Origin of the sequence: Mesorhizobium ciceri WSM4083 (assembly GCF_000519305.1) — a bacterium.
Classification (GTDB): Bacteria; Pseudomonadota; Alphaproteobacteria; order Rhizobiales; family Rhizobiaceae; genus Mesorhizobium; species Mesorhizobium ciceri_B.
Genome location: NZ_JAFG01000013.1, coordinates 56,618 through 75,187, shown reverse-complemented (window position 1 = coordinate 75,187; position 18,570 = coordinate 56,618). Strand labels below are relative to the sequence as shown.

Annotated in this window: 15 protein-coding genes; 11 read left to right on the top strand and 4 right to left on the bottom strand. The window is 60.4% G+C overall.

Annotated features, from left to right (window positions below; all coding sequences use genetic code 11):
• Window positions 1-173: 173 nt before the first annotated feature.
• From nadC to MESCI2_RS0122475, 4 genes are all read right to left on the bottom strand, one after another.
• Complete coding sequence (nadC, locus tag MESCI2_RS0122490; protein ID WP_027038535.1) at window positions 174-1,055, bottom strand: carboxylating nicotinate-nucleotide diphosphorylase; 882 nt, start codon at window positions 1,053-1,055, stop codon at window positions 174-176.
• Window positions 1,052-2,599, bottom strand: coding sequence for an L-aspartate oxidase (locus MESCI2_RS0122485; protein WP_027038534.1), 1,548 nt, complete (start codon window positions 2,597-2,599; stop codon window positions 1,052-1,054). The genes nadC and MESCI2_RS0122485 overlap by 4 nt, the downstream gene beginning before the upstream one ends.
• Window positions 2,596-3,570, bottom strand: coding sequence for a quinolinate synthase NadA (gene nadA / locus MESCI2_RS0122480; protein WP_027038533.1), 975 nt, complete (start codon window positions 3,568-3,570; stop codon window positions 2,596-2,598). The genes MESCI2_RS0122485 and nadA overlap by 4 nt, the downstream gene beginning before the upstream one ends.
• Window positions 3,571-3,635: 65 nt before the next feature.
• Window positions 3,636-4,604: an NUDIX hydrolase gene (locus tag MESCI2_RS0122475; RefSeq protein WP_027038532.1), complete on the bottom strand. Its 969-nt coding sequence runs from the start codon at window positions 4,602-4,604 to the stop codon at window positions 3,636-3,638.
• A 174-nt stretch (window positions 4,605-4,778) separates the two neighbouring features.
• Between MESCI2_RS0122475 and panB the strand changes: the two genes are divergently transcribed.
• The 11 genes from panB (at window position 4,779) to MESCI2_RS0122420 (ending at window position 18,445) form a co-directional block, all read left to right on the top strand.
• Window positions 4,779-5,615 carry a 3-methyl-2-oxobutanoate hydroxymethyltransferase gene (gene panB / locus MESCI2_RS0122470; RefSeq protein ID WP_027038531.1) on the top strand — a complete coding sequence of 279 codons (837 nt, stop codon included), beginning with the start codon at window positions 4,779-4,781 and terminating at the stop codon, window positions 5,613-5,615.
• On the top strand, window positions 5,612-6,475 hold the full coding sequence (gene panC / locus MESCI2_RS0122465) for a pantoate--beta-alanine ligase (protein WP_027038530.1): 864 nt from the start codon (window positions 5,612-5,614) through the stop codon (window positions 6,473-6,475). The genes panB and panC overlap by 4 nt, the downstream gene beginning before the upstream one ends.
• Window positions 6,476-6,568: 93 nt before the next feature.
• Window positions 6,569-7,294, top strand: a complete 726-nt coding sequence (locus tag MESCI2_RS0122460; RefSeq protein ID WP_027038529.1) for a helix-turn-helix transcriptional regulator — start codon at window positions 6,569-6,571, stop codon at window positions 7,292-7,294.
• Between the two features lie 77 nt (window positions 7,295-7,371).
• Entirely contained in the window at window positions 7,372-8,004 is a 633-nt protein-coding gene (locus MESCI2_RS0122455; protein WP_027038528.1) for an acyl-homoserine-lactone synthase, read from the top strand.
• 234 nt (window positions 8,005-8,238) lie between these two features.
• Entirely contained in the window at window positions 8,239-9,213 is a 975-nt protein-coding gene (locus tag MESCI2_RS0122450; RefSeq protein WP_027038527.1) for a hypothetical protein, read from the top strand.
• A 657-nt stretch (window positions 9,214-9,870) separates the two neighbouring features.
• Window positions 9,871-10,434 carry a hypothetical protein gene (locus MESCI2_RS0122445; RefSeq protein WP_027038526.1) on the top strand — a complete coding sequence of 188 codons (564 nt, stop codon included), beginning with the start codon at window positions 9,871-9,873 and terminating at the stop codon, window positions 10,432-10,434.
• A 60-nt stretch (window positions 10,435-10,494) separates the two neighbouring features.
• Entirely contained in the window at window positions 10,495-11,454 is a 960-nt protein-coding gene (locus MESCI2_RS1000000138530) for a S8/S53 family peptidase (protein WP_027038525.1), read from the top strand.
• Between the two features lie 649 nt (window positions 11,455-12,103).
• On the top strand, window positions 12,104-13,537 hold the full coding sequence (locus tag MESCI2_RS0122435; RefSeq protein ID WP_027038524.1) for a phosphomannomutase: 1,434 nt from the start codon (window positions 12,104-12,106) through the stop codon (window positions 13,535-13,537).
• Entirely contained in the window at window positions 13,537-14,952 is a 1,416-nt protein-coding gene (locus MESCI2_RS0122430; protein WP_027038523.1) for a mannose-1-phosphate guanylyltransferase/mannose-6-phosphate isomerase, read from the top strand. Before MESCI2_RS0122435 ends, MESCI2_RS0122430 begins: the two co-directional genes overlap by 1 nt.
• A gap of 497 nt (window positions 14,953-15,449) precedes the next feature.
• Window positions 15,450-17,504 carry a carbamoyltransferase family protein gene (locus MESCI2_RS0122425; protein WP_027038522.1) on the top strand — a complete coding sequence of 685 codons (2,055 nt, stop codon included), beginning with the start codon at window positions 15,450-15,452 and terminating at the stop codon, window positions 17,502-17,504.
• A gap of 548 nt (window positions 17,505-18,052) precedes the next feature.
• Window positions 18,053-18,445 (top strand): hypothetical protein, encoded by a 393-nt coding sequence (locus MESCI2_RS0122420; RefSeq protein WP_027038521.1) that lies wholly within the window; start codon window positions 18,053-18,055, stop codon window positions 18,443-18,445.
• The last annotated feature ends 125 nt before the right edge of the window (window positions 18,446-18,570 follow it).

Sequence of the window (18,570 nt, the reverse complement as noted above, 5' to 3'; positions counted from 1 at the left end):
CGCATGCCGCAGTTTGTGGCCGGCGAGTCTGGTCCGACATGAGCCATCCATCAGCGCAACCCGCCTGGAACCGCAGCGGGTCGAAGCCGAACCGCAACGGGGGTGCAGGCCGTTGCAGCACCTTGTCTGCGCATGCAGCACCGAAGCTGGCAGCTCTTCAATTTTCGTTCCCATCAGTTCAAATGGCTGCAATCGTGCCCGTGGGCCGGCATATCCATGCCGATGTCGAGAATCGGCGCGCTGTGTGTCAGCCATCCAACGGAGATGAGATCTACTCCGGTCGCCGCGATTGCCGGCGCTGTGATCGGTGTCACCCGACCGGAAGCCTCAGTGATGACGCGGCCCTTGACCATCGCCACGGCTCGCGCAAGATCTTCGATCGACATATTGTCGAGCAGCACTGCGTCGACTCCCAGCGCGAGCGCTATATCGAGCTGATCCAGCGTGTCGACCTCGACCTCGATCTTCACCATGTGGCCCGCGGCGGCGCGCGCTCGCCCTATTGCCGTTCGAACGTCGCCGGCGATGGCGATATGGTTGTCCTTGATCAGCACGGCGTCGTCGAGCCCGAAACGGTGATTGGCGCCGCCGCCGACACGCACGGCGTATTTCTCCAGGGCGCGCAAGCCGGGCGTCGTTTTTCGCGTGCATACGATCTTTGCCTTATGGCCCCGCACAGCCTCGACCATCGCGGCCGTGGCAGTGGCAATGCCGCTCAGGCGGCACAGGAAATTGAGCGCCGTGCGCTCGGCCGTGAGCAGGCCACGCGCCGGTCCGCACAGCTTGGCAATGATCTCGCCTCCCGCGACATCACTGCCGTCTGGGCGCCAGATTTGCATTTCGATCGTTGGCTCGACGAGGAGCAAGGCGAAGGCAACCAGATCGAGGCCGGCAACGATTCCCGTCTGGCGCGACTTGAGCATCAACGTGGCTGTGCAGTCATGCGGGATCACCGCGTCGCTGGTAAGGTCGCCGCTTCTGCCCAGGTCTTCCAGCAAGGCACTGCGCACGATCGGCTCAATCAGCGCCGAGGGAAGGGGGGCAAATGATTTCATGTCCGGTGCTCCGTGACCGTGCCTGCCCACCCAAGCGCGACCGCGCCCTGCATTGCGCCGCGCAGTGTCAGCCGGGCGGGGCAGGCCTGTGCATCGCGCCGGGGGAAATCGGTGCGGAAGTGCGAGCCACGGCTCTCTTGGCGCCCCAACGCCGCCATGGCGATCATCAGCGCGACCAGCGCGGGATCGGATGCAGCCACGTTGCCAGCCGCGATCGGCAGCAAGTTCGCTACTCCATTGCGCAACGCGTCGCCGTCCCGAATGATGCCCAGTGCGGTTGAGACGACCGGGCGGATGCAGGAAGGATCTGGCCGTGCAGGCACAAATGTGGAACACACGCGCCGGCGCCTGGCGTGAGATGTGCCGGCAACGCTTTCAGCAACCCAGCTCGCTGTGACCACCGCTTCGGTGAGCGAATTGCTGGCGAGGCGGTTGGCGCCGTGCACACCGGTGCATGCCACCTCGCCGCATGCCCACAAGCCCTCGACAGAGCTGCGCCCGGCTCCGTCCACGGCAACGCCGCCCATGTGATAATGGGCCGCCGGGCGTACTGGGATCGGGTCGACCGAGGGATCGACGTCTGCCTCGCGGCACACATTGGCGATGGCGGGAAAGCGATCGCTAAACCTGGAGCCGAGGCATTGCCGGGCGTCCAGGAATACGCGGTGTCCATCAGCTAGCTTTTGCCACACCGCACGCGCGACCACATCGCGAGGTGCAAGCTCGCCGCCAGGCGTTTCAGACAGGAACCGTTCTCCTGCTTCGTCGATGAGTACCGCGCCTTCGCCGCGAATCGCTTCGCTCACCAGCGGCATCGGCCGGCGTGGACCGTCGAGCGCGGTCGGATGGAACTGCACGAATTCCAGGTTCGCGAACTCCGCCCCGGCCCATGCGGCGAGCGCCAGCCCGTGCCCGCATGAGCCAGGGGGGTTCGTGGTATCGCAAAACAGGCCGCCGATGCCGCCGGTTGCCAGCACCGCGCGGCGGGTGGGCAAGACGATCGTGCCGGTGCGCGAAACTGCGAGCACGGCGATGATTCCGCCGTCTTCCACGACGAGCCGGCGAGCCTCCACATTTTCCAGGACGGTGATCGAGGCTGTGCACCGCACCGCGGCGATGAGCGCCCGGATCAGCTCGCGACCCGTGGCGTCGCCGCCAGCATGAACGATCCGCCGATGCGAATGCGCCGCCTCGAGCCCGAGCCGCAAGCGCCCGTCAAAGTGGCGGTCGAACGCGACGCCGAAGTCTTCGAGGGCCTTGATCGCTTTGGGCGCGGCTCGGACAAGTCGCCGCACTGTCGCCTCGTCGCAGAGCCCGTCACCGGCTGCGAGCGTGTCGCAAACATGAAATTCCGGCCCGTCCTCGCCGCCGAGACTTGCCGCTAGACCGCCCTGGGCCAGCGCGGTGCAGGCTTCGGTTCCCAGCGGCGCATTGGACAGAAGCACGACCGGATGCGGCGCCAAATGAAGCGCCGTCATTAGGCCCGCCACGCCAGCGCCGATGATGATCGGCGCCCCGCCGATGTCGTGAATGTCGCAGCTCATATGGAAAGCATGCGCTCGACCGCCAGGCGCGCGCGGCTGGCGATCCCGGGCTCGATCCGGACCTCGTGCCGGTTCTCCTCCAGAGCGGCGCGAATGTTGGCGAGCGTAATGCGCTTCATATGCGGACAAAGATTGCAAGGGCGCACGAACTCGACGTCGGGATGCGCGACCGCGACATTGTCGCTCATCGAACATTCCGTCATCAGGACTACGCGTGCCGGCGTTTCTCGGCCGACATATTCCGACATGGCGGCGGTCGAGCCCGAGAAATCCGCCGCCAGGACAACTTCCGGCGGACATTCGGGATGCGCGAGCACGATGATCCCTGGATGCGCATCGCGCAGTTCCCTGATGTCGGCAGGGGTGAAGCGCTCATGCACCTCGCAATGGCCCTGCCAGGCGATGATCTCGACTTGTGTCTCGGCGGCGACGTTCTGCGCCAGATACTCGTCTGGCAGCATGATCACACGCGCCGCGCCGAGCGATTCAACCACCGTCCTGGCATTGCCCGAAGTGCAGCAGATGTCGGACTCCGCTTTTACGGCGGCGGAGGTGTTGACATAGGTGACGATTGGCACGCCCGGATAACGTTGGCGCATCAACCGCACGTCCTGCGCGGTGATCGCCTCTGCCAGCGAGCAGCCGGCATCGAGATCGGGGATGAGCACGGTCTTGCCCGGGTTGAGGAGCTTTGCTGTCTCGGCCATGAAATGCACGCCGGCCAGCACGATGACTTCAGCATCGACCGTCACAGCCTTGCGGGCCAACGCCAAGCTGTCGCCGATAATGTCAGCCACGCAGTGGAAGATCTCCGGCGTCTGGTAATTGTGCGCCAGGATGACCGCATTGCGCTCGCGCTTCAGCGCGAGAATCGCCTCAATGTCATCGACAAAACCACACCATTCGACTGGCGGGATGACCCGCCTGACACGCTCATACAGAGACGCGGCCGTAGGTAACGCCCCAGTCATCAGCGCCTCCGATTATATTCGATCTGACAATAAGGGGAATATTTCTATCTTGACTATAAGGTATGTCAAGCCCGCGAAAGCGGCAATTTTGTCCCTGCGAAAGCCCTTTCATCGAGCACGGCACGGCGGAAGCGATAGAGCTTTGCAGGCCGCCCGCCCGTATCGACCGAAGTGTCGCCAGTCTCCTCGACCAGCTCTTGTTGCTCGACAAGCCTGCGGAAGTTGGGTTTGTCGATGAGCCTGCCAGCCAATGCTTCCACGGTTCGCTGCAGCTGGAGCAGCGTGAAAGTCGGTCTCATGAGCTCGAATACGACCGGCCGGTATTTGATCTTGGAGCGCAGCCTCGTAACGCCTGTGGCCAGAATGCGGCGATGGTCTGCGACCATCGCCTTGCCAGAAACGGCCGCAGGCGGAGGCGTGGCCTTTCCGCCGCTCGCCTCTTCGACCAATGCTGCTTCGTAGAGCAACTCATAACGCTGCAGCGTGAGCTCCTCGTTCCAATGGCGCTCGTCAATGCCGAAGGCGATCGCCACCCTCTGCCAGCGTTCGCGCTGCGTGGCCGGATCGCCGGCGGCGTCTGCCCATTCAACCAAGCGCGCTCGCAGAATATCCAGTCCCTCCGGTGGTGTGCCGGAGCGGTGGTCCTCCCATGGAAAATATTCGTACCAGCTGTGCCAGCCGCACGCGCATGAGGCCGTTGCCTGTTCCTTCCGGGTGAGCGCGAGATAGCTGATCGAGATGACGCGCTGCTGGCGCTCGGTCCCGACACGGTCCCGATCGGCGAACGTGTAGAGTTGTTCGATGTAGCCAAGCGGGTGGCCGGTTTGCTGTTCGACCCACCCCCTCAAACCGGATTGCGGCGATCGGTGCTCGAGCGCAAATGGTCCCGAGGGCAAGGTGTCCGCCTCACCGATGGTGAGAAGACAGGGCTCACCATCATTGACCGCGACGACCACCGCAATCAGGTCCACTTTGGCTTCGCCGGCCTTGTCGTCGGCTCCGTCAGTCCCGGGTCTTATTTGTCGATCTTCCATATTCGCGAACGTGGTTGCCCCCGCTCGGCGGGCTCTAATCGATTTAGTGTAAGCGTGAGTGGCCGCAGGTCAACACCACGCGGTTAGAGATCAGTTTTTTATCTCTTCGCACTTGCACAAAAATATGCCAAACGCGACTCGCGCGGGTGGTAACGCTGCGGAAGGAGGCCTGAATTGAGCGCAACAGGTGATGCGAAGGCAATTACGCCACCGGATATTCGCTCGCGCAAAGGCCAGGCCCCACTCGTCTGCCTCACAGCCTATACGACCCCGGTCGCCAGGCTGGCCGATCGGCACTGCGACATTATTCTCGTCGGTGACAGCGTCGGCATGATACTGCATGGGCTGCCCTCGACGCTGGGAGTCAGCCTCGAGATGATGATCATGCACGGCCAGGCCGTGCGCCGCGGCCTACAAAACGCGCTGATGGTCGTCGACCTGCCGTTTGGTTCCTACGAAGAGACACCCGAGCAGGCCTTCCGCAGTGCGGCTCGCATCATCGCAGAAACCGGTTGTGCAGCGGTGAAGCTCGAGGGCGGCCAGACCATGGCCGAGACGATTCGCTTCCTCGCCGCCCGCGGCGTGCCTGTCATGGCCCATGTCGGCCTGACCCCGCAGGCGGTCAACATTTCCGGTGGCTACCGTGTCCAGGGGCGGGGAGACGATGCCGAGCGGATCAGGCGCGATGCTTTTGCAGTCACAGAGGCCGGCGCCTTCGCGGTGGTGCTGGAGAAAGTACCCGAGCCGCTCGCACGCCGCATCACCGCAGAGATCGCCATCCCCACCATCGGCATTGGCGCCTCGCCAGCCTGCGATGGCCAGATCCTGGTGAGCGACGACATGCTCGGCCTGTTTACTTCTTTCCGGCCGAAATTCGTCAAGCGCTACGCCGAACTCGGTGATCAGGCCGAAGCGGCGATCACCGCATACGCCGCCGATGTGAGACAACGACGCTTTCCCGCGGCAGAGCATCTCTATGCCAACGCGTTGAAGACCGGAGCCGTCGCTTGAGCGTGCCGATCGTTCGAACCGTTGCCGAGCTCCGCAATGTTGTTGCGGGATGGCGTTGCTCGGGTGCCAGTGTCGCCATCGTGCCGACCATGGGGGCCTTGCACGAAGGACATCTGAGCCTCGTGCGTGCCGCGCTTCAGAAGGCCGAGCGGGTAATCGTGACGCTGTTCGTCAACCCCAAGCAGTTCAACAGTGCCGTCGACCTTGCCGCCTATCCCCGGACGGAAAATGAAGATGCTGCAAAGCTCTCGCCGCTGGGCGCCCATCTGCTCTATGTGCCGGATGCACAGCAGATGTATCCGGCGGGCTTCGCCACGACCGTTTCGGTGTCGCATGTCAGCGAGGGCCTGTGCGGTGCCTTCCGTCCGGGCCATTTCGATGGCGTGGCGACCGTCGTTGCCAAGCTCTTCCTGCAGACCGGGGCTGACTTCGCGTTTTTTGGTGAAAAGGACTTTCAGCAGCTTCAGCTTGTCAGGCGCATGGTCCGGGATTTGGATATTCCGATTGCCGTTGTCGCCTGCCCGACGGTCCGCGAAGCCGATGGGCTTGCACTGTCGTCACGCAATAGCCGGCTTTCTCCAGCGCAGCGAGCTGTTGCCCCGAAGCTGGCTTCCGTCCTGCTCGACACGGCTGAGCGGCTCATGCGCGGCTCGCCGGTCTTGCCAACGCTTGCTGAAGCGCGCCGGGCAATTTTGGCTGCAGGCTATCGCGAGGTCGAATACCTGGAACTTCGCGGCGAGGCCGATCTACAACCGATGACAAGCATCGACCGCCCGGCACGCTTGCTTGTTGCTGCTTGGCTCGGCGACACACGGCTCATCGACAACGTCACGACACCACCGATTGGTTCAACGAATTAGCGAGGGTGGCCGCGCTGAGCCACGCGCCATAAACAGGACTCCCAAGGCCCACCCCTGGCATGGAACACCAGCTATTGAGGTACGCAGGCACAGATGCATCGCGTATTTGAAGATTTCGTCGAGCAACTCTTTGCAAGTGCCGATGCTGTTGACCTGCGTGAGGCAATGGCCTCCGCCGCGGCCGGTTTCGGTTTTCCGCTGTTCGCCTATTTCACTCACCCATCCGCCAGCGGCGACACGCCGCGATTGATCTCGAACTACCCTTCATCCTGGACATCACACTATCTGCAACAGCGCTACCACACCGTTGACCCGGTGATCCTGCGCGGGCTGCAAGGATGGGGTACTTTTGATTGGACGCTGGATCGAGACCGGCCGCGTCTGACGACCTCACAGCAGCAAATTCTGGAAAAAGCAGCTCAGTTTGGCATTCGCGGCGGATTGACGATGTCCATGCACGATCATCGTGGCAGGTTTGCTGCGCTGACCCTGGCATCCGACCAGTCCAGTCCGTCTCTTTTGCGGTCACTGACACGCTACGAAAAAGCCTTGCAGCTGGTGGCGATCAACTTCCACATCCATGCCCGTAGCAGGCTTGTGGCCGATCGGGTGGTGGACGGCGTGACGCTCACCCCGCGAGAATTCGAGTGCCTGAAATGGGCGGCGCGCGGCAAGTCGGCCTGGGATGTCAGTCAAATCCTCGGCATCTCACGGCGCACGGTGACCTTCCATCTGGAAAATGCCAAGGCAAAGCTTCGTGTCCGAACAATCAACCAGGCTGTTGCACGGATGGCTGCTTGCATGCTTCCGCCAGGATAGCTGTAAACGTCTACAGGCTGCTTCGCTTTCGCCTTTGTCCTTCGATTGCGGAAACACATCCCGCACGGAGAGGACGAATGATGCAGCTGATAACGCCGGACCGCCACGGCGAGTTCGCGGGCGAACTCAAAGAGATGCACGGGCTCAGATATCGGGTTTTCAAGGAAAGGCTCGATTGGGACGTTCAGACCGAAGACGAAATGGAAACAGACGCATTTGACGCCTTGGGACCTGTCTATCTGCTGCTCAAGGGAGCCGATTGGCGAATTCACGGTTGCGTCCGCCTCTTGCCCAGCACCGGACCCACAATGTTGCGCGATACATTCCCGACGCTTCTTGACGGTGAGGTTGTCCCTTCGGCTCCCGACATATGGGAGAGCAGTCGTTTCGCGCTTGATTTCCCTCCATCAGCGCCGAAAGCCGCGGGTGGGCTGGCTCAAGCAACCTACGAGCTGTTCGCCGGCATGATCGAGTTCGGCTTGGCCAGCAAGTTGACCGGGATCGTGACGGTAACCGACATCCGCATGGAACGAATCCTTCGCCTGGCAACCTGGCCCTTGTCGCGCATCGGACGGCCCAGGACCGTCGGCAACACGGAAGCGGTGGCCGGCTTTCTCGAGATTTCTCACGCCAGCCTTTTGCGAGTGCGCTGGAGGGGACGCCTGAACGGGCCGGTATTGTGGAAACCGGTACTCGGAACATCGGCATAGCGCCGATTACGGGATATCCAGGCCGTGAAGAACGCTCGTCTGCGCATGAGCCTGACGGGCGAGCGCATAGGCTTCTGGCCGGCGCGGAAGCTTGCGGTCATGCCAGTCAATCGCCCGCACCGCGTGGGCCGGCAATTCCTCGGTGTCCGTTCGGTGCGGAAATTGCGCCTGGGCAAAATGACGAAGGGTGACAATCCATGTTTCGTTGATGATGCATTCATACCTAAGGCCCCGATGATTCCTACGAGCTCCGGCAAACCAAGCGCTGCGACCCTCGATGCAATCATGCGAGACGGCACGATGCTGTACCGCATCGCCAGGCGCATTCCGACCTGTCTGTCGCATATTCGCGACAATCCGGTCTGGCCGGCGATGTTCGTGCTCGCCCGCACCATGCCTGCCCGAAGAATGCACTGGCGTTGTGCAAAGCCGGTCCGAGTGTCGCAGAGATCTCGGAACACCATGTTTGCCGGGGCCAGCCGCCAGGACATTGTCTGCGCGCTGCGGTCGGATGGGATTTTTTCCGGGCTCGTCCTGCCAACGGTAATCCATGAGGACATCGCCGCCTTCGCCCGGTGCACGCCTTGTTTCGGCAACTTCGATCGCCGTCTCGAATTCATGCCGACCGAGCGTGCGGAAGCTGAGGCTCGGTTCGGCCGAGCGTTGCTCAGCGGCCACTATTTCGAGCGCGTCCTCGGCTGTAGCGCCGTACTCGCCATACAGGGCGATCCACTGCTTTTGGATATTGCCGCGCATTATCTCGGCGGACAGGCGAAACTGGCCACAACGCGCGTCTGGTGGAATTTTCCGAGTGCTGCTGTTTCGCATCTCGACAAGAATTTTGCCTCGCCTGACAAGTATCATTTCAACCTCGACGACTGGCGCATGCTGAAATTCTTCTTCTATGTGACGCCTGTCGATGGCAGCACGGGCCCGCATGTCTTTGTCCGGGGCAGCCACAACCGCCGCCCCCTAAAGCACCAATTGAGCTGTCTCCTCGGCCGTCCGGCCAAAGAGGTTCTAAGCGTTTACGGCGAGCAGAACCCCATCACGCTCACCGGCGGAGCCGGTTTCGGGTTCGTCGAGGATCCCTTCGGCTTCCATACGGCTACGGTGCCGGCGCGAAGTCCACGGCTGATGATGGAAGTCGGCTTCGGCGTTTCGCCGCCATCGCGCCGGCGCTTCCACGGAGAACCTGTCATCCTCTGAGTTCAAAACTCCACAAACAACTTTCCGAGACCGGAGCCTTGCAGGGCAAGCCATGGCGGCGCTGATCATAGCCCAGCTCATCCTCGCACGGTTCCTGCCCGAGCTAGCGCTTGAGACCTGGAAAAAGCGCGGCGACAAGCCACTTCGCCTTGGGGTGGTACGAGGACCATGGGCGTCGTGCGTTGCAGCAAAGAAAGTCAGCCCTGGCAGTACGAGTCGAGCCAATCGTTTGCCGGAGCGCGATGGGAGCGTTCCTGTGCGCAAGCTCTTGGTGGGTTCGGGCTCAGCGTGCTCGGCGATATCCGACAATTGTGTCGGCTTTGGCGGTTTGACGACACAGCCTTGGTTGGCCGACGTCTTGCAGGTTTTGGATAAGCCGCTGGAAGCAGATATACACCGCCTTCATTGGCGCCATCCTCTCCATAGGCATGAATTTTGCTGCATTCCCTTGAGAGGGGGCGGGAGTTGCTTGCCAGGAAGAGCAAAGAGATGGATCGACAAAATTCAAAGGACTGGAGATCACTAATTTGTTGCAGGTGAACACGCTGTCCGCTGGCGGCCATGTGTCTGCGGATTGGACCTCCGAAGGATTTGAAGATGTGGCGAGACTGTCGATCGTACATAATTTACTGGCGGCTCCAACAATGGGAGTTGCAGATGTGCATACGGCTGGCGGCGGGTTTTGGCCTGTTCGTCGTGGCATTCTTCGTCACCGCGATGGCTGCGAACGGACAGGAGACCAGCCTTGTCGGCATTTACCAGGGTTCGGAGCTAACTGCCGCCGCCAAACGTCTGGGAGAAGGCGGATACGAGCTGTCGGATGGCACCCCGGTGTCTTTCGACGAGTGGTACCATAGCAGCTGGACCGACATGCGATTTGAAATGTTGACGCAGCTGTCGGACGATTTCGGTCTCCTGTGGGGCGCCAGCACCGGCCAGCGTGCCGAAAAGGTCCGAATCGACCCAAGTGTGAAACTCGGCTTTATTCTGCAAAGACGGCCGACACCGTCCACGACACTTTCTCTCACCGTCAGTTCGATCTTGGGCGGGGACCTGACGGAACGACCTTGCATTGCTGACTATGGCCCCGTCGGCGGCGTCCATGCAGTGAATTGCCGTCTGGCGGCCTCGCAACTGCGGCCCTCGGATACGTTGAAATACATGACAAACCTCGAGCCAAGCCGATGGAAACTCGACCTTCGGTTCAGGGGTGAATTTTAGCGATGGTAAAAGGCCAGGCCGTAAGTTCGTTGATGAAGAACAATTAGACAGGAGGTTTAGATGTCCAAAGCACAATTGTTCCCGGTGGGTTTCGTTCTCGGTCTTGTAGCGTGCCTGTCGGCAGCACCCGGTTTCGCGGGTGATCTCGATGCCGGTGTCAGCGGCAAAGGAACGACCGGTACTCCAGCCGCGGAAAGCAGTAGCTCGCGCTGCCCACAAAACGCCGACGGCACGTTTTGCTGGATGAGCCCGGATATTGGTGAAGCGTGGGCGGCAGGCTATACCGGTTCTGGCGTATCGATAACTGTCGTAGATGACTTCACGATAGAGAACCGATTTGAGGGAGATCTCGGCCACGGCACGCAGATGCAGCGGCACGGGGAATGGGTCGCTGAAAGTGCCGGCATGGTGGCCCCTGGTGCAAACATGTTCAAGCGTGACTATTTGGACAATTCTTCGATCAGGCTGCAGGACGACCTCAATGTCATTAATCTGAGCTACGAACTTATGGAGCCACTGAGCCAGTACCCGCTCGAGCGGTCGATTGTCGATGCGGCCCGGTCGGGTGCTGCCGTCGTCACAAAGAGCGCCGGCAACGATGGCATCGCAATAGGTACCCCGATCCAAGGGAATATCGATGTACTAGCTGTCAGCCTGATCGGGATGCCATCGGCAATATTTGTGGGTGCGCTCGACCACAATGGCACTCCGGGGAGGAAGGCAGAGCTGGCCACATATTCGAATTATGCCGGCTCAGACCCGGAGGTGCAGAACCAGTTCCTGACCGTGGGTGTCGAGAGTGACAAGACTGGCCTACACGGCACGTCTCAAGCGGCCCCTGTGGTTTCGGGCTATGCTGCCATCGTTGGCAGCAAGTTCACATCGGCAACGCCGACGCAGGTCAGAAATCAGTTGCTGGATACCGCGAGGACCGACACCCTCGTCAATTACAATCCGGCGACTTACGGCCGCGGTGAGGCCAGCCTTTCGAGGGCATTGGCACCCGCTTCGATCAGATAGACGAGCACTTCGAGAGCAGCTCAAGTTTACGCGAGCAACCGCCACCAACCTGGAATACAGGCCTGGCAGATTCCTTGCGCCGCAGGGGATCTGTAGTGTGCACACCTTAAACTCCGTGGCGGCGCTGTCGTGCCGTTTGGATTCTATCGATCATCTTTCCAGCCTCATCCCGCGTACCCTTCGCCAAGGCGGCTGTCCGGCAGAACTGCTCCAAGATTTGTAATGGCCCAGTTCATCCACGACTCTCCGGCCGTGCTGGTTGCTCCTCAGATAGTTGAAAATCTCCCCGGAGCAGTGGTTCGCCTCCTTTGTGTCACCGTCGTCCACCGCGTCGGAGGGTCCGGCTCTCGACAAAAGATTGCGACATGGGACGCCTCCTTCTGATGGTGGTTGAGACAGCGAAGGATGCCACACTCTCGCCGCTCGCCCCATAGCATCCACTCCCAAGGACACGATCTCGCAGGATTGTGCCGCGCCTGACCGCGACAGCTTCCTGGACACCATCCATGCCATGGATGCATTCCATCCAAACAATCAAATTTACCGACCTGTCATGATGCGGCATAGCGAACCCCCGACAGGCAGTGACCGATCGACTCAACTGCCATGATCATCAGATGAGCGTGCCACTCACCAGCAAAGCGAAATCATGAAATTCGGGTCAAGCGGCGTTCGAGGTTTGGCTTCGGAATTGGTGGGCCAGGCCAGTGGACTTTATGCCGAAGCGTTCGCGTGGCGTCTGGTTTCGAGCTGGATTCAGCCGAATAGGTCGGTCTTCATAGGGCGCGATCTCCGTGACAGCAGTCAGGCCATAGTCAACAATTGCGTGGCGGGGTTGGCGGCAAACGGCTTCCAGCCGGTCGATTGCGGCGCCATACCCACGCCTGCCCTGGCACTATATGCGCGCAGATACGGTGCGGCGGCCCTTATGGTCACCGGATCGCACATTCCAGCCGATCGCAACGGCATCAAATTCTATGGCCCGAATGGTGAAATCAGCAAGGCCGATGAGGCCGCGATCACGCGCTTCGTAGCCGAAAGATCAAATGCCTATCGCTTGCCACCGGGCCCTGTGGGAACGTCATCGCCTGGGCGCCATGAAGAAGCGATCGCCGCCTATCGAGAGCGCGCCATTGATATGCTGGAGCCGGAATCCCTTTCCGGTATGAGACTTGGTGTCTACGAGCACAGTTCGGTCGCGGCGGAACTGTTGGTAGAGGTTCTTCGATCGCTCGGTGCCAGCGTGGTCGCCCTCGGGAAAACCGAAAGCTTCCTGCCTGTCGATACGGAAGCCGTGGACGCAGCGACAATTGCAAGATTAAAGAAATGGGTCCGCGGATTCGGTCTCGACGCCATCGTGTCGACGGATGCGGACGCCGATCGGCCTCTTATCGCGGACGAGAGAGGCGATCTGTTTCGCGGCGACCTGGTTGGGCTCGCCACTGCTATGTTCTTGAAGGCGGACACAATCGTGACGCCGGTGACCTCCAACTCGGGAATTTCGCACGCTTTCGGTTTCGAGGTCCTGAGGACGAAGGTCGGGTCTCCGTTTGTCATTGAAGCCATGCAAGCGGCGCAGCGTGCCGGCAGCATCGTTGTCGGTTTTGAGGCCAATGGCGGTGTTCTGCTAGGGTCGGACTGCATAGTGAACGGAAAGACATTGACCGCGCTGCCGACGCGGGACTCATTCCTCCCGATCCTGGCCGTCCTCAGCACCATGGCGTCCACAAACATGAAGCTGTCGCGACTGCGCGGGCTTTGGAAGCTTCCTGTATGCGCGAGTGAACGCCTTCAAAACTTCCCCACCCAGTGTTCGCGCAGATTGATGGATCGCCTGGAAAGCCGGGCCACGCTACAGCGCTTTCTTGCTCCCCTCGGGACAGTTGTTGAAGTCGACGAAACCGATGGCCTGAGAGCGCAGATGCTTACCGGCGAGATCGTGCATGTGCGGCCTTCCGGCAACGCCCCGGAACTGCGCTGCTACTCGGAGGCTGCGAATGAAAGAAGGGCGATGGCGATCGTCTCCCTGACGCTGAAAAGGGCGCAGGCATTCTCGCTTGCCGACGAAATGGAGGTCATCTGATGAAAGTGGTTCCGGTCATCATCGGCGGGGGAGCCGGCTCGCGTTTGTGGCCTGCCTCAAGGCAATCACACCCCAAACCTTTCCTCAAGGTGACGGATGGGCGTTCGCTCATCCAGCATACCGTGCTGCGTGCGGAGTCGATGCAGGACGTCGTCGAGTTTGTTGCGGTGGCCTCGACTGGACACCTTCTCCTCATGAAAGACGATTTCGACGAGCTCGATTCCGTTCTTTTGCCGCGCACCTTTCTGCTTGAGCCGGAGGGTCGTGATACTGCTGCCGCCGTCGCTGCGGCAACGATTCATGCCGAGGGAACACAAGGTCCTGATGCGATCCTATGCGTTTTTCCTGCCGACCATATGATTGGCGATCTGTCGGCATTTCAAACCGCCATGAGCCGGGCCATCGAACACGCGCACTGCGGGCGCATCGCAACCCTGGGCATAACGCCTGACAGACCGGACACGGCGTTCGGCTATATCGAGGCCGACGGTGAGGAAGTCGTCCGGTTTGTCGAGAAACCGGACATCGAGACTGCCAAATCCTACGTCGCCTCCAAACGCTTCTTCTGGAACGCCGGCATCTTCTGCTTCAAGGCGCAGCTCATGCTCGACGAAATGGCCTTGCATTGCCCGGAGGTCATCGATGCCGTTCTCGGCAGCTACGAGAACGCCGCAATCGTTGATCGCGACTGCTTTGCTACCATCGAACTCTCGTCCGAGCACTTCGTCCGGGCGCCGCGTATTTCGCTCGACCGTGCCGTAATGGAAAAAACCCACAATCTCGCTGTGGTCCCCTGCGAAATGGGGTGGAACGACATTGGGTCTTGGAATGCGATGGCCGAACTGGTCGCTGCTGACGGGAGCGGCAACAGGATTCGCGGCGATGTCCACGTGGTGGACACCGTGGGCAGTTACATAAGCGCGGATAAGCGGGTCATCGGCACGGTCGGCATCAGCGACCTGGTGATCGTGGATTCCCCGGATGCATTGCTTGTTGCATCCCGCGATCGCGTCCAAGACGTCAAGAAGCTCTTCGAAGGACTAAAGGCGGCGGGACACAAGGCGCACTTGCTACACAACACGGTGCACCGGCCCTGGGGTACCTACACGGTCCTGGAGGAAGGCGAGCGCTTCAAGATCAAGCGCATCGAGGTGAAGCCAGGCGGGCGCTTGAGCCTTCAGATGCACTACCACCGCTCCGAGCACTGGGTCGTGGTGAGCGGCACCGCGAAGATCATCAACGGCGACCAGGAACTGTTCCTGACCACCGACCAGTCGACCTACATCCCATGCGGCCACAAACACCGGCTCGAGAACCCGGGTAGCATCGGCCTTGTGATGATTGAGGTGCAGAGCGGCGACTACCTCGACGAAGATGACATCGTGCGGCTTGAGGACGTATACGGTCGCACCTGACAGCCAAACACTACAGGTCGTAACCCGAGCAGGAACTTGGTCCGCGTTTCCTTCCCTGCGTTCCAGCTTTAGCGAGAAAAATCGCGCTGGTTAATGGCATCAGCGGTGAGGCTGCGCACTTTCCAAAATGCTGGTTAGAAGGGCTGTTCGCGCATGGCCCAAAGGCATCGCGCATCACATTTCCATACGCACGATTTGGAACTCAGTTCCTTCGTCGCCGCTCTCGCTTCTAGCGCCTTCATGCGTTCGCTTCGTAAAGATTGGCAGACTTGTCAGACCAAGTCGCCATGCAAAGAGAGAGATTAATCGCCGGTCATTTGAAGCGCATCCCCGGCAGCTATCCATGTCGTGAATGCTTTTGATCGAAACAAACGATTTCATCACTCATCCGAAATCTTGCATGGACACAGGCACCTCACGCGCACCGATGGCCCATTTAGATGGAAACGATCCGAGGCAGGCCGATCTGGCTTGCCCGTCACGATGTGGAGATAGAAATGCTGTGTCTGGGAATTAGCGGCGGACTTGACCAAGTCCATGAAAGCCGATTCGAGCTTGCGAATGCTTTCATGCACGATGGCGCCGCGGTGCTCGTCCGAGACGGACAGGTGATAGCCGCCGTAGAAGAGGAACGCCTCAACCGGATCAAACACTCCAACAAGCTGCCAATTCGTTCGATTCAATACTGTCTCTCAGCGGCGGGGGTTCAGCTCAGCGACATTGATTGTGTCGCGGTCTACGCCAGCGAGCCGTTTGCCAACGCCATGCTTGAAGGTGTCTCCGCTTCCCAGCCCACTCCGCTGGGTGCGAAACCCTTGCTACAGGATCTGCTGGCGCGTGAGTTCGGCACTAAATTCGACAGTTCGCGGATTTCGTTCGTAAGTCATCATCAGGCGCATGCCGTCAGCGCGTTTGCAATGTCGGGCTTCGAGGAAAGCCTTATCCTGGCGATTGATGGCTCCGGCGATTTCCTGTCAGGCCTCGTGGCGGTCGGGTCTGGCACAAACGTTACGCAACTCGAGACTTTCCCTGAGAACAACTCTCTTGGGCTGTTTTATCTCGAGACGATTCGCTATCTCGGCTACGGCTTATTCGACGAATACAAGGTAATGGGACTCGCCCCCTACGGGGATCCCGCTCCCTATCGCGATCTCTTCCAGCAGTTCTACGAGCTCTCCGCCCACGACGGTGGCTATCGTGTTCACCTCGACCGCATCGGTCCGGCGTTGCTCCGCTACATCCAGGTCAGGCGAAAGGGAATGCCCTTCTCCCAGCAGCATCGAGATGTGAGTGCGTCACTGCAGGAAGCTCTTGAGCGGATCGTGTTCCACATTCTGCGGCATCACCGCGAGGCCACCGGTATGAAGCGGCTGTGCCTGGCTGGCGGGGTTGCCCACAACTGCACGATGAACGGCAAGCTGCTGTATTCAGGGCTTTTCGAGGACATCTTCGTGCAGCCCGCGTCTCACGACGCTGGCTGCGCCTTGGGCGCTGCGCTCATAGTCTCCAACGAGATGGGCTGCCCCGCGCCGCGTGAGCGGCTGCAACAGGTCTATTGGGGTCCTGATCTAGGGAGCGAGCTCGCCGTGCAACAGGAACTGAATACATGGGCCAGACATATCGAGTTTGAACGCTCTGATGACGTGGCAAGCAGTGCAGCCGACTGGATCGCCGAGGGCGCCGTGATCGGCTGGGTGCAGGGTCGTTCGGAGTTTGGGCCGCGTGCCCTGGGCAACCGCAGCATTCTGGCCGACCCTCGGCCCGCCGCAAACAAGGACCGGATCAATGCGATGGTCAAGAAGCGCGAAGGCTATCGGCCGTTCGCGCCATCTGTGCTGGAAGAGCATGCCAGCGAATTCTTCGACCTCCCGGACGGTAAACACGAATTTCCATTCATGAACTTCGTTGTTCGCGTGCGTGACTCAAAGCGCGCCTTGCTCGGCGCCATTACCCACGTCGACGGTACGGCTCGCCTGCAAACGGTATCGCGCAACGCCAATCCCGCTTACTGGGACGTCATCAACGCGTTCAAGCAGCGGACAGGCACCCCAATTCTGCTGAACACGTCCTTTAACAACAACGCCGAACCGATCGTGGATTCGGTTGCAGACGCGATTGCCACATTTTTGACGACAGAGCTGGATGGACTTGTGGTCGGGCCCTTCCTGGTGAAAAAGCGGGCAGCAACGCTGCAGGATTGGACTGCGCTTGCGGTTTCATTGCCGCCCTATGTGTCCCTCCATCAGGCTCGTGCTTACACAGCGCGGGATCGTCAGGAGACTGTCTGCGAGATCCGTGCGAACCATTCCAGCAGTGACAGTGTGCGAATCTCACACGACTTGTTCGATCTGCTGATGCGGATTGAGGGCGAAGCCGTGGTGGAGGATCTCCTGGATGCATTTAAGCTGCATAAGGCTCAGTGTGAAGCTCTGATGGAGGAGCTGCGACGACTGTGGGAGCAGCGCCTTGTTCAGTTGCATCCATCACAAGCTTCTCGTATCGATCAAGACTGCGATCAAACGTTGGGTCAGCATAACAGGCTCTCAGCGTGATGATGAGTCGGGTCCAAGCGCCGCCAGGCAAGCTGGTGATCGATGCCGCCTGCCAGCTCGCCACTGGCAAAGGCTCGACTTCATCACAAGGTTGACGCGTCCGCTTCACCTTGGACGACCCGAGGCGCAGAAAAGGCGCCTGCGTTATCGCGACCACGTCGAGCGCCTCTTCAAGGATTGGCTCGTCACACCCCTGCTACGACTCGCTGAACGATCCGGCCAGCGAGCAGCTGAGTTGGTGGATCCTAAACGTCAGAATCTCGTCGAACTGGCTTTGTGGCTTGCGATGGCGGTCGGCACGGCTGCCAGCGCTGGCTTGTCGGCTGGCGCCATCCTCAGCACTGCGGATGCATCGGCTTGACGGTCCTGATGAAAGCGACCAGTCGCGACAGTCTGAGTCTAAATCGAAGGTTGCCGGCAGCGCGGCATACCGTCCGAGATGCGGGCGCTGCGCATCGCCCGCACCGGATGGCCGCTGCCATAGGGTCTGTCAATCCTGACACGAATGCGCAAACCATCGCGTTAGGGTCCTATCGCCATCGAAGGAAATGGGAGAGTTTGCCACGTCTAAGATCAGTCGCCGCGCCCTGCTCTTGCACGCGGGCAGCGCAGTCGCGTCGACGCTGGCGGTGGCGGTGGCGGCGCATGGTACAGAGCCGCAGGGTCGAGACCAAGGACCGTCCAATAATCTGCGAGCGCTGATTGAGGCGCACAAGACAGCTTATGCTGCGTTCGGCAAAGCCCTGCATGACATCGGCGGTGGCGACAGAGCCAGCCGGGCGGAGGAGAGGGCGCTGGTCGCCGTCTGCAGCTATGCCGCCGTTGGGGAAGGGGATCGCCTGGCCAAGGCCCGATATCTTTTAGAGATTGAGGCGCGCGGTGAACTCGACCTCGCAGAGCATATGCAGGCTGTTCTCCGATCGACGATGTGGAAGGCATGAGACGAGCAACGCGAGGGGGAGCAGATGCCGAATGTCTGGTATGCGCGACGGATTCGGTCGTTCCAGCTGGCTTTCCGACGACCAGAAGCGGACATTGCCGGTGACACGCTTGAGAAATGTCAGGT